The organism is Labilibaculum sp. DW002, from assembly GCF_029029525.1.
Taxonomy (GTDB): Bacteria; Bacteroidota; Bacteroidia; order Bacteroidales; family Marinifilaceae; genus Paralabilibaculum; species Paralabilibaculum antarcticum.
Window position 1 is genome coordinate 1,524,599 of sequence record NZ_JAKJSC010000001.1, and the last position, 12,304, is coordinate 1,536,902.

A 12,304-nucleotide genomic window follows, 5' to 3' on the forward strand; every position below is an offset into this window, starting at 1 on the left:
TCAATTCAAAATTACATAAGCTTATACTGCTTATTGGGATAGATTAACAACAAAAGAGGGGGGTAAATAACACACAAATCCCTACAATGCACTCAACACACTCATTATCTGACAACAAAAGCTTACCTGTCTCATTCCTGCTCAATGTAATCAACATATAATTATTGGATTAAAGCTTAGATATTGTCATGAAAAAAATAGAAATTGCAAATAAATTTAAAATCTAGTTTCATCTTAATTCATAAAAAATAAACACATTATGAAGTACTTTATTGGAATTCTACTCTTCGCACAAATTCTGATTTCGTGCAATACGAGCACGGAAAACATTACAGTCTCCCCAAATTCCGAGGCATTAAGTTATATGGGAAGAACCATTACTCTTTCAGATTCTTCAGCCACTGAATTGTGCTGGTCGGGAGCTTCGGTTGAAATTAACTTTGAAGGCCAAGAGCTACGAGCAAGTTTAAAAAATAACCTGCGCGACAATTATTATAATGTGCTTATTGATGGTGTAATGGACACAATTTTACGCATTGATACCCTAAGAAAGGAATATATTTTAGCCAAAAATTTACCCAAAGGAAAACACAACATTCAACTATTTAGAAGAACAGAATGGACCTTTGGAAAAACTCAATTTTATGGATTTAGCATTAAAGGAGATGCAAAACTTTTGCCTGCTTCAGCAATAAAGAAACGAAGCATTGAATTTTATGGCAATTCTATAACTGCGGGTCACGGAACCGATGATCCAACTGAACAAGATCGTTGGGATAGCATCTACTCCAATAATTACAATACATACGCTTCGGTAACAGCTCGACATTTTGATGCTCAGTATTCATGTATAGCAAGAGGTGGAATTGGAATCATGGTGAGTTGGTTCAACCAAATTATGCCCGACTTGTATTATCGTCACGATCCAACAGATAGTAATTCGAAGTGGGATTTTAACTCAAATCCTGTTGATGTGGTAGTTGTTAACTTGTTTCAAAATGATTCGTGGATTGTAAATTACCCAGAACATGAAGAGTACAAAAGAAGATTTTCCAACAATTCACCAGACAAAGAATACATCATTAAATCATACGCTAATTTTGTAAGCAAAATTAGAGGTCATTATCCAGATGCTGATATTGTTTGTATGCTAGGTAATATGGATGTAACTCAAGAGGGTTCTTTATGGCCTGGATACGTAAAAGAAGCTGTTAAAACTTTAAAGGATGATAAAATCTCAAGCTTTTTTATGCCTTATAAAAAAAGCAAAGGGCATCCTCAAATAGCAGATCAAAAACGAATGGGTGAAGCATTAATCCAACACATAGAAGAAACTATTGGTTGGTAAAAAAATCGTGCATATAAAAACCCCACGCGGTCGAAGACGTGAGGTTTTAATTTCAGACTCAAGAAATGAGTCTCTAACCAACTAACTCTAATTCACAATAACCTTTTGAGTATAAACAGCATTTTCGCCAGTTAATCTCAAAATATAAAGACCTTTTCTTGTTGGCATATCAGAAATATGTATTTCCGATTGTCCTCTGTTAATATTTTCTGATTTTATTACTTTCCCATTCATAGAAACAAGGTCCATTGTTCTAAAAGTATTTTCGATCATCATCACTTTCATCCATCCTTCTGTAATTAAAGTTGGATACACCTTAACCCCATATTCTTTTGCATCTTTTATTCCAACAGCCAATCTGGTATCATGTAAATTAACCTGCATTATTACCGAACTTACTCGGCCATCATTATCAGAAAACTGAATAGACACTTCATTATCTTCCTTTAGATACTCAATTGGAACTGGAATCTCAATCATACCAAAGAAATCATCGCGACTAGCCTGATCGTATCCTGCCCAATCTGAAGGAGGAGTAAGCGCATTACCATTAACACGAACAGTTGGTCTTTTAGAGCGATTATGCTTTCTACCAATAGACATACGAAGACTGGCTGTTCCGCCATTATCACCAACATCAACACCGTTAATATGAAATGTTAATGCGCCCGTAATTTTTTTCAAATGCTCACTTGTATAATACTTTTTCGAACGAATTGCATTGGTAAAAACGATATTCTTATTGAAGGAGTATTCCAAAACAACTGTTTCATCAGCAATTAATTTTATACTCGTTGGAGCAGTATTCTGGGTTTTATCTGTGTATTCAGGATCTTTATCATTCCAAATTTTCAAACTCTTAATTCGTACTGAAGTCAAATCATTCAATTCTTCAAATGATTCCAAATTTACAGTGCTTGTAGACTCTTCTAAATTACTCAATGCCAAATACAATCTATTCTCATCAACAAAAGCATGACTCTGAATATCTGGATCTTCTGAAGACACAAAAACTCTTTTCCCTTTTACATCTTGCCATAATTCATAAAAATGTACTCGTGGTGTATACACCCATTCTGTATTAGAATCTATTGGAACACCTGTAACACTTGGACGCCATAAAACTGCTCCGTATGGCTCGTAGTTATTACTTGCATTAATATGCCATGTTGCTTTTGATGTAATAAATGGTATTGCAATTTGCAAATCATTTTCTCTATCAAGCAAATTGAATATGATATGGTTTATAGCTTTTACCGATTGTATACTTTTCAAATCACTATAACCATCAGGGTAACCCTTCTCAATTCCTCCAAATTCTGATATTGCATGAGGTTTAACAACGCCCCACTTTGCATAGCTATAGGTTTCAATTAGATCTAAAATTGCTTCTGAATTAGAACCAGATCTCTTATTATCTCCACCTGTCACATTAATTCCATCGTACAGGTGAGTTGCAAAAGCATCCATGTGATCACCTGCAACATCCATAAACATTTTCATTCGAGAATCCCAATATCCAAAATCCCAAAGTTCCATAGATGGCCATGCACTTGAATAACCAATTACATTTACATTTTCCAATTCTGGTGTTTCATCGAATTTTTTACCAATCGCTCCAAACCATTCTGCCATTCTTTGACGCATTTTAGCATCATCAGGCTGTTCTGCGGAAAAATCTGCATCTCCTGCATGAACAAATGGCTCATTCATTGGCTCGTACCACATCGGACGATCCTCATCGGTATAAAAATGCTTAAAATATTCAGCAGCCCATATTGCGGCTTTATCCGTATCTATACTCCATCTTACAACCGACTCAGGATGTGCTGTAACAATAAGTCTATTGGATTTTCTCCAATAATATGGTTGCGATTTTGAATAATTGACTGTATTAGTACCTTTACTAATAATTGTTTGCTCATCCTCAGGATATACACCTACTTCTCCTCCTGCATTATTTTTTGCCCATGCAAATGGCCCCCAAAAGCTTCGTCCGTAATTAACACCCAACTCTTCTGTTAAATGATTGTATTCATCATCTGTTACATTTCCGTCAGCCCATCCTCCATGCAAATTGAAATATTTGCTTCTATCAATCTCAGATACATCACCAATATAACGTTGCATAGATGGATCTACCGTTATTTTATTTTGTGCATTACCTGAGGTAATGCAAGCAAATACAGTTAAAAGAGTACAAAGAGTAAAAATTCTTTTCATAGGTTTCATTTAAATCGGTTTCGATTACACAAAGAGGTCGAAAAAAAAATAATATCACGGAAAGAAAAGCCAATTAAATACGGGGGGATTTTAAATATAAGAATCCTAAACCTCCACTTATTCAGTAATCTAAAGCATAAAAAATAACCACCTCTTAAAATTAAGAAGCGGCTACTAATTTATCCAACTATAAAAAAATCATCTAATATCCAGAATGCTCCTATTCATGCTTAACAATACCATATTCCTCCATCATACTGTCAGCTGTATATCTCACGACCTTTGGTTTTTCTGTTCCTCTTGCCTCTTTAATTAAAATTTCCCACTGTTCTTTAAGCATCTCTAACTTATCGGTATGTTGTGAGTTCTCAATTAAATTAGTTAGTTCCTGAGGATCATCTTTTAAATTGTAAAGCTCTTCGTAAACAGCCTGCTCTCCCATTAAAGGACCTTCTACAAAAGAGCGATACAAAGCAATATCGGGATCGTGAACCGCATACAGCATTTTATTTAGTTTGATACCTAACTCTTTTGCTGTTGCAATTTTCACACTTGCCGAAAGGTTCTCATTCTTATAATAACGGATGTATTTCCATTCTTTATTTTGAACGGATTCGCATCGAGGATTTCCAAATTGAGTAGACCATAAATTTTCTGTGTACAAGAAATCTCTCACCTTCTCATTCGAATCATCTACGATACCAGAAATATCTTTTCCTTGATAACTTTTAGGAGTATCTACACCAGCATAAGACAAAATGGTTGGTGCAATATCAATTGTTTGAATCAATTCATTAACAACTCTACCCCTCGCTTTTCGCGATGTCATTGGATTATAAACAATCATTGGAACATGAGTACATTGTTCGTAGCACAAGGCTTTTCCTCCTAAGCCTTGCTGTCCCATGAACAAACCATGATCAGAAGTATAAATAATGATTGTGTTTTTATCTAAACCTTGTTTCTTTAAATTAGCTCTCAATTTCCCTAACAAACCATCAATTCCTGTCATGGCTTGCATTTGCCTTATTTCTCTTTCTTTTAGATCTTCTGGTGTATCAGTATAATTATAACCAACTTGACGATCTTCTGCTCTCAATAAATCCGAAGGTAATTTTGGCGTTATGATATCTTTTTTAGCAATATAATTTGGAACTAAAGGAATATCAAGATCACGATACAATTCACGGTAAATTACTGAATCTGTTGGCAATTGTTTCATGGTTCCAGTACTTGCACCATGCGGTAAATTAAAACAGATACTTAAGCAAAATGGCTTATCATCTGGTCTTGACTCCAAAAAATGAACAGCTCCATCCAAACGATATTCATTATTATCCAAGAAATCCTCTATGCCTTCATTAATGATCTCAACTTGAGTATCGTGCTTTGCCGATTTAAAAATCTTGTGTCTTTTCTTAGGATAAAAACTAAGATGACCATGACCTGAATACCAATAATCAAAAGATTTATCCATTAATCCACTTTGATATCCACCATTACCTATTGGAGAATGATTTTTCCCAATGTATCCAGTATAATATCCATTCTCCTTCAGTACAACAGGATAAGATTCTTTCCATGCCTCAGGAGAAACACTTGTTCCTGAATTAAAATTGACACCATGCTTGCGCTCAAACTGACTTAAAAGCATTGAAACTCGACTTGGTGTACAAATTGCACTGGTAACATGGGCATTCGTAAATCTTACGCCTTGTTCAGCCATCTTATCAAAATGTGGTGTCTGAAGTAATTCATTCCCATTACATCCTAACAAATCAAATTGCTGATCATCCGTAAGGATAAAAATTACATTCGGTTTTGTTTCCTTTTTTATAGATTTAGCATTTGCACTAAAAATTGTTACTAATCCTAAGGCTATGCTTAAAAAATATTTACTTCTCATTCTAAAATAACAAGTTTGTATCATCATCAACTCAAGCAGTCCTTTTCTCCAGTCTACAAATCAATAAATGAAAGTTACACTACAAATAGACTTATTTTTCGTCAATATTACGGGGAATAATTCCAAATGATTATAGGGGGAAATTAACAATTCTATTTACTTAGTAGTATCACTTCTTGTAAATAACAATTACCCCTACAGAGTAAGTAAATTCACAAATATCAAATCAATTTTTATAAAAAGAAGCAATTCCATTGGTTTCTAAAGTGCCAATTACAAGTCCAATATAGAAATACACCACAGATAATCAATTATATTCCCCCTATGCATATAAAGTTTTAGCTTTACATTTGAGCTATACTTTAAATGATCAACTGATGAACAAATCTATCCTATTAAGAGGTATTCTCTTTTTACTATTGGCAATGCAATACTCTCTTGGGTATTCACAAAACCCACTTGTTACGCACATGTTTACTGCCGATCCTACGGCTCGTGTTTTTAATGGGAAATTATATGTATTTCCATCAAGCGATACCTATCCTCCTAATGGACGAGAAGCAGAATTTCCACGCTTTTGCATGCCAGGTTATCATGCCTTTTCTCTAGAGAATGGCTCCACTTGGAAAGATCATGGTTGGGTATTGAAAGAAAATGATGTGCCTTGGGGTGAAAAAGACACTTACGCTATGTGGGCTCCAGATTGTATTGAAAAAGATGGAAAATACTATTATTACTACCCAGCGAAACCAAAAAATGATAGAGCTTTTAGAAGAATTGGCGTTGGGGTTTCTGATAAGCCAACAGGACCATTTAAGTGGGAAAAAAGTTTCATAAAAGATGTTACTGGAATTGATCCTGGACTACTATTGGACGATGACAATAAAGCTTACTTATTCTTTGGTGGTGGGCACGAATTGTATGCTGCACCCCTTAAAGACAACATGAAAGAAGTAGCGGCCAAACCTATTCTAATTGATGGATTGCCTGCTGGATATAAGGAAGGATCGTTCCCATTTAAGAAAGATGGCATTTACTATTTAACTTTTGCTCATGTTTTTCCTGATGAAGGATATACAATTGGCTATGCTACCAGTGATAAACCAATGGGACCTTATACTTACCAAGGGAAAATAATGGACAATATTTACAATGGTACCAATCATCATTCTGTTGTTAAATACAATGATCAATGGATTTTATTTTACCATTCGTGGGATATTAGCGGATACAACAAGCTACGTTCGATGAGAGCAGATTACATGACGTTCAAAAAAGATGGGACCATTAAAAAGGTTAAGCCTACGCTTCGTGGAATTGGTACTCCTCAGGTAAATGATACAATTCAGGTTGATCGTTGCAACGAAATATCAGGTGCAAAAACAGCTTTTGTTGGTGGTAACGAACCTAACGGATGGATGGTTTGTGATGCTAAAATGATGAGTTCTGTGAGATTTGATCGAGTAAAATTTGATGGAGCAAAAAAAATCCAAGCTCGTATAGCAAGCGGTCAAAGAAATGGTAGTTTCGAAATAAGATTGAACAATCCAAAAGGTAAATTAATTGCAGAATTCCCTATAAACTATACTGGTGGATGGAACACATGGGAAACTATAGAAACAGAACTTAAAGAGCCGATTACAGGGACGCATAACCTAGTTGTTGTCTTTAAATCTGATTGGGGTAATACCAAATCGGTTAATTTGAATTGGTTATTACTTAAATAAGATTAAGATTTTATCTGTATTTTAGCAAGTCATAAAAAAGCTATTATTCTAGTATGAAAAAATCAATTATCCTTTCATTTATTATGCTGATATCGGTCGCAACTTCGTTTAGCCAAGAAACTATTGTTCCTCTTTGGCTAAATCAAGTTCCAAATCAACAAATTACTGATGAAGTTGAGCTTGTAGAATCAACCGGAATTATCAGAATATCAAAGGTCCAAAACCCAACAATTGAAGTGTTTTTGCCTGCGAAAAACAATGCAACAGGTCAAGCTGCACTTATTTGTCCGGGTGGTGGTTATGGTATTTTGGCTTACGATTGGGAAGGAACTGATATCGCAAAATGGTTGAATTCTAAAGGAATTGCAGCTTTTGTATTAAAATATCGCTTGCCGGATTCAAAATCGGTAATTGAAAGCTACAAAGCTCCTTTACAAGATGCTATTCGAGCATTAAGAACAATTCGCTACAATGCAAAGAAATACAATATTCATAAAAGTCAAATAGGTGTAATGGGCTTTTCGGCCGGAGGACATTTAGCTTCAACACTTGGAACTCATTTCAATGAAGTAATGTATACTCCAAGTGATCGTATCGACCAAGAAAGTGCTCGACCTGACTTTATGGCTCTTATTTATCCGGTAATTAGCATGCAAAATGGTGTAACTCATAATGGATCAAAAAACCATTTACTGGGAAAGGATGCTAATGCAGAATTAATTGACAAATTCTCCAATGAATTACAAGTAACTACAGACACACCACCTACTTTTTTGATTCATGCATCGGATGACAAAGCCGTGCCAGTTCAAAACAGTATGTTAATGTATAGTTCGCTAATTAAAAATAGCGTAAGCACCGAAATGCACATTTACCCAAAAGGAGGTCATGGCTTTTCGTTTGGACACAAACAAGGGCATGTTAATTCATGGACTGATTTGTTTTGCACTTGGATTAATAATTTAGAAGAATAGACTCTTAATTTTAAACAATAAAAAAGGGAATTGCTAAAATCGGCAATTCCCTTTCTAGTTTCGTTGAAACTATTATTTTTCCCAATCATCTGTTCTGAATGAGGAAGCAGGATTACCTGCCGTATCGAACAAGCTCCCTACGACCCAATTTGACCATCCGTAACGTACAGCAACCGGATTCTTTACCTCATCACTCCAAACAACCAATCCTTTTCTTAATACGATTAGTGCTTTGGCAGGATAGAATACTTTATCTTCTCCAGCAATTAAAAAGTCGTTCAATTCTTTTCCCATATTGCTTAAACCCAATGGTGCATTATCAAATTTCAAGTAAGCCTTGTTCTCTTCAATTTCCATTGATTTATATACAGGACCACCATATTGAATTCCCTTAAACCCATAATCTTTAGCCAATGCCCAATAAGCCAAACGCTTTCCAATTGTGATTTTTTCAGGAGGATGGATCATCCATTGATGTCCAATATCCAAAGTCGAAACCATTCCTGTGTTTGGCACATATTTCATTGTTTGTAGCTGCGCTTCTCTTATTTCTGCAGTATTTTTTCCTTCTGTCTTGCCATAATTTTGCATAGGACAAATTTGCACATAGTAAAATGGGAAATCACCCTGATTCCATAAACCTCTCCAACTCTTAATCATGGCTGCAAACAAATCAGTATACCCTTTTGGTTGATTTGAATTGGATTCTCCTTGATACCAAATAGCACCTTTTATTCCAAAAGGAATAATCGGATTAATCATGGCATTATACAAAACCGTTGGCGATTGAAATTTCATTTTATCAGTTCCCAATACTGTCATATCAGCACCAAACTCGCTTAACGTTTCTTTATTCATCCATGCTTCAACACGAGTACCACCCCAAGTACTATTTATTACACCAATCGGAACACCTAATTTATCTTGTAGATACTTCGCAAAACTATATGCAACCGCACTAAAATTAGCCACCCCTTCAGGTGAAGACACTGCCCATGCGCCCTTACAATCTTCTTGAGGAAATTCCGCAAAAGCATTCTTCATGTTGAACAAGCGAATGGATGAATTATTTCCTGCCGCGATATAATCATTCGATCCGTAAACTGGCTGGTTGTTAAAACCCTTAAAAGGCATTTCCATATTCGATTGCCCAGAGCACAACCAAACCTCTCCTATCATTACGTTCGATAAAACAATCTTTTTATCAGCAGAGATCGTCAGCGAATAAGGTCCGCCAGCTTCAGGGGTAGGAATAGTAATCATCCATTTTCCTAATTTATTAGCTTTTACCTCAAAACTTTCGTTGCTCCAGCTGGCACTAAGTTGTATTTTTTGGTTCTTATTTGCCCAACCCCAAATAGGCACATTCGACTGTTGCTGCAATACCATATTGCTTCCAATTACTGCAGGCAATTTAATTTGTCCTAAAGAACTATTACTTGCGGCCAATAGGCCTACTAGCAATGATATTTGAAATAAAAATCTACGAAATTGATTCATTACTTTAGCTTGTTTAGGTTAAAATCATTCCCTTATCTCTTTAATTAACTAACACTTCTAACTCGGAACTAGTCAATTCTTTTGTTTTGGCTTTCACTGTAATTTTCCCCGTTTTGAAGGTAGATTGTAGTATTAGTAAACATTTTCCGCCCGATGTTTTAATCTTATTTGACTGATAATCTTGAATATTCGATGGCGAACCATTATCAACACCAAGTAATCGAGCTGGTCCTGTAATTTCAAACTCAACTTCCATCTCCTGATTTTTCACTGGAATCCCATTTTCATCAGTTAACTGTAACGTATAATGAACTACATCATAAGCATTAGCTTTTATTTTTTCTTGATCAGCGACAAGCGAGAGGTTTTGAGCTTTCTTAGCCGTTTGTAAGCAATAAGTCGCTTGTCCATCGACAGCTTTGGCTGTAAGTTTCCCTTCTTGATAAGGTAACATGAATTTTACAATGTGATCTTCATTATCCGATAAAGATTGAACACCCACAGATTTATCATTTAAAAATAATTCTATCTTCTTTTGATTGGTATATACTTCTACGGCAATACTATCTCCATGCGAATAATTCCAATGCTCATTCACATCTTGCCATCCCCATTTTTGATGACTTGCCCAATCTTTTTCTTTCTCTACTAATAAATTTTGTTTAGCATCCCACTTATATGGCGATTTAGACAATAACTGAGTAGCAATGTAAACGTGAGGTTCATCATTCCAAAGCACTTTGAACATTTGGTAAGATGGCTTTTTGAAGCCCGCAAAATCGAGCAAACCACTACCACTACCTTTTTTCGGCCAAGCTCTCGATTCACCCATATAATTGATTCCCGTCCAAAGAAAAATACCAGCAATAAATTCCTTCTCAACAACTGGTTTCCAATCGTGCCATCGGGTCCAATTCTCTGTTCCTAAAAATACTTTATCAGGATAATTCTTTTTGCAATAGTCATACACAGCTTGTCGATACGACAAACCCACAATATCTAAAGCATCTGCATAACCCGAAAAATTACTCACTGTAGGAATCACCAAATTTGCGGTTACAGGTCTTGATAAATCAACCTCTTTAACCCATTTCGATAATTTGTGAGCAGTCTCTGCTACATGATATTTTTGTTTAGGATGATTCTTGAAATTAGACTTCACCTTCTCTAAAGACAAAGGAGGTTCATCCCAATAATAGTTTACATCTCCCACTTTATTACTTCCCCAATACCCAGTTACAGCTCCATAATTAGGGAAAGTCCACTCTATTTCGTTCCCAATACTCCACATGATAATTGACGGATGGTTTATATCACGCTTCACCATATCCTTGATGTCTCGCTCTGCCCATTCTTCGAAACTATGCGTATAACCTTTGGTAATATCCTCTTCAGTTTCCTGATTGTAGTTGTTTCGCTTGTCTTTAGGGTTTTGCCACTCATCAAAGGCTTCTTCCTGAACCAAAAAACCCATCTCATCGCAAATGTCCAAAAACTCTGAAGATGCTGGATTATGAGCGGTGCGAATTGCATTACAACCAGCCTCTTTTAAGGCTTTTAAACGTCGTTCCCATACTCCTCTTGGCACAGCTGCACCAACCAAACCACCATCGTGATGCAAACAAACACCTTTTAAAAGCATGTTCTTTCCATTTAAGAAAAAGCCTAAGTCCTTATCAAACTTAAAGCTTCTGATACCAAAAGTACTTGAAACCTCATCAATCTTCTCTCCTTCAACAAATACTTCCGTAACCAATCTGTACAAGTTTGGTTTTTCTGTATCCCAAAGGTTTGGAGAAAGTACTACAATATTTTGATTTTCCTTTTGAGCATTTTTTGCCTTCACAAGCAAAGCAGATTCAACAAAACCGACCTCTTTATTCTGAAAAAAGATCCTTGTTTTCAAAACAACCGGCTTGTCTTCCTCAAAATCATTACTTAGATCTGTAGTAATACAGATCTTTGCTTTTTCTTCTGAAACCTCCGGTGTTGTAATTTGGGTTCCCCATTGAGGGATGTATACCTTGCCGCAAGTTACCAACTTAACATTTCGATAAATCCCTGAACCTGGATACCAACGGGAATCCAAATATGCCGATCGATCGACCTTAACAGCAATCAAATTCTTTTTATCACCATAATTCAAATAAGGAGTTAAATCGTAAGCAAAAGGAGCATAACCAAATGGCCTCTTACCTAAATATTCTCCATTGATCCAGACCTCTGAATTGGTATAAACACCATCAAATTCTATTCTTGTATTTTTATCTACAGCTTCATTTGGCATGATAAATGTTTTTCGATACCAACCAATTCCTCCTGGCAAAAATGCAGTTGCACCTCCGGTATTTTTTTGTGTAAACGAATGCTCTACACTCCAATCATGTGGTAAGCGAACGTCACGCCAAGAAGAATCATCCAATCCTGTTTTTTGGGCCTTTTCAACATTGCCCAGATTAAACTTCCAATCAAAATTAAAATCTAAACTTGTTCTAACCTCTTTTTTCGGACGGTTACATCCAAACAAAAGACATAAAATAATAAAATAGACGTATTTATTCATTTTGCTCCTTGATTTTGAATTAACTCATTTAAGTTTAAGCCAAAAAAAGAGCTTACAAAATAT

The 12,304-nt window shown here is 35.7% G+C and carries 7 protein-coding genes; 3 read left to right on the top strand and 4 right to left on the bottom strand.

The genetic code is table 11. From position 1 onward, the window contains the following. The first annotated feature begins 259 nt into the window (after positions 1 to 259). Positions 260 to 1,348 (top strand): SGNH/GDSL hydrolase family protein, encoded by a 1,089-nt coding sequence (locus tag L3049_RS05785; RefSeq protein ID WP_275108854.1) that lies wholly within the window; start codon positions 260 to 262, stop codon positions 1,346 to 1,348. A gap of 87 nt (positions 1,349 to 1,435) precedes the next feature. Here L3049_RS05785 and L3049_RS05790 read toward each other — a convergent pair whose 3' ends face one another. Together L3049_RS05790 and L3049_RS05795 are read right to left on the bottom strand one after the other, a co-directional pair. Beyond that, on the bottom strand, positions 1,436 to 3,571 hold the full coding sequence (locus L3049_RS05790; protein WP_275108855.1) for a T9SS type A sorting domain-containing protein: 2,136 nt from the start codon (positions 3,569 to 3,571) through the stop codon (positions 1,436 to 1,438). A 220-nt stretch (positions 3,572 to 3,791) separates the two neighbouring features. Next, the gene (locus L3049_RS05795) at positions 3,792 to 5,477 is read right to left on the bottom strand and encodes a sulfatase-like hydrolase/transferase (RefSeq protein ID WP_275108856.1); all 1,686 of its coding nucleotides are present in this window, start codon (positions 5,475 to 5,477) and stop codon (positions 3,792 to 3,794) included. 377 nt (positions 5,478 to 5,854) lie between these two features. On the opposite strand from L3049_RS05795, the gene L3049_RS05800 reads away from it, so the two are divergent. Both L3049_RS05800 and L3049_RS05805 read left to right on the top strand, forming a co-directional pair. Next, positions 5,855 to 7,204, top strand: a complete 1,350-nt coding sequence (locus L3049_RS05800) for a family 43 glycosylhydrolase (protein ID WP_275108857.1) — start codon at positions 5,855 to 5,857, stop codon at positions 7,202 to 7,204. A 53-nt stretch (positions 7,205 to 7,257) separates the two neighbouring features. Next, complete coding sequence (locus tag L3049_RS05805) at positions 7,258 to 8,178, top strand: alpha/beta hydrolase (protein WP_275108858.1); 921 nt, start codon at positions 7,258 to 7,260, stop codon at positions 8,176 to 8,178. 72 nt (positions 8,179 to 8,250) lie between these two features. On the opposite strand, the gene L3049_RS05810 is transcribed toward L3049_RS05805, so the two are convergent. After that, the gene (locus L3049_RS05810; RefSeq protein ID WP_275108859.1) at positions 8,251 to 9,678 is read right to left on the bottom strand and encodes a sialate O-acetylesterase; all 1,428 of its coding nucleotides are present in this window, start codon (positions 9,676 to 9,678) and stop codon (positions 8,251 to 8,253) included. A 40-nt stretch (positions 9,679 to 9,718) separates the two neighbouring features. Continuing rightward, on the bottom strand, positions 9,719 to 12,241 hold the full coding sequence (locus L3049_RS05815; RefSeq protein WP_275108860.1) for a glycoside hydrolase family 2 TIM barrel-domain containing protein: 2,523 nt from the start codon (positions 12,239 to 12,241) through the stop codon (positions 9,719 to 9,721). Positions 12,242 to 12,304 lie beyond the last annotated feature (63 nt).

What these genes read in the sequence shown, in the direction of transcription:
- L3049_RS05785 (WP_275108854.1), top strand. Translation starts at nt 260, where the DNA reads ATGAAGTACTTTATTGGAATTCTACTCTTCGCACAAATTCTGATTTCG.
- L3049_RS05790 (WP_275108855.1), bottom strand. Translation starts at nt 3,571, where the DNA reads ATGAAAAGAATTTTTACTCTTTGTACTCTTTTAACTGTATTTGCTTGC.
- L3049_RS05795 (WP_275108856.1), bottom strand. Translation starts at nt 5,477, where the DNA reads ATGAGAAGTAAATATTTTTTAAGCATAGCCTTAGGATTAGTAACAATT.
- L3049_RS05800 (WP_275108857.1), top strand. Translation starts at nt 5,855, where the DNA reads ATGAACAAATCTATCCTATTAAGAGGTATTCTCTTTTTACTATTGGCA.
- L3049_RS05805 (WP_275108858.1), top strand. Translation starts at nt 7,258, where the DNA reads ATGAAAAAATCAATTATCCTTTCATTTATTATGCTGATATCGGTCGCA.
- L3049_RS05810 (WP_275108859.1), bottom strand. Translation starts at nt 9,678, where the DNA reads ATGAATCAATTTCGTAGATTTTTATTTCAAATATCATTGCTAGTAGGC.
- L3049_RS05815 (WP_275108860.1), bottom strand. Translation starts at nt 12,241, where the DNA reads ATGAATAAATACGTCTATTTTATTATTTTATGTCTTTTGTTTGGATGT.